Source organism: Methylobacterium sp. AC690 (genome assembly GCF_979256535.1).
In genome coordinates, this window is record NZ_CEEDOX010000150.1 from 1 (window position 1) to 233 (window position 233).

Below are 233 nucleotides of genomic sequence, written 5' to 3' on the forward strand. Positions count from 1 at the left end.
GCTCCGCGGGGACCGCCACCGCCCGGGCCCGCCGCAGGTGGGAGCGGATGGCCGTGCGCAGAGCCGGGAGACCGGCTGGATCGCAGTAATCGGTCAGAGAGGCCGTTTCCTTCCCCAGGAGACGCAGGACGATCCGCCGCCAGATCGGCAGCGGGAACCCGGCCGGAGCGGACCGCCCGACCCAGTAGTCGAACTCGGGTCGGTCCCCACCGCCGCCGGGCGAGCCCGCGAAG

Annotated in this window: 1 pseudogene; it reads right to left on the reverse strand. The window is 74.7% G+C overall.

From position 1 onward, the window contains the following. A pseudogene (locus tag AC0IY1_RS25675) lies at positions 1–233 on the reverse strand (hypothetical protein); the annotation flags it as partial.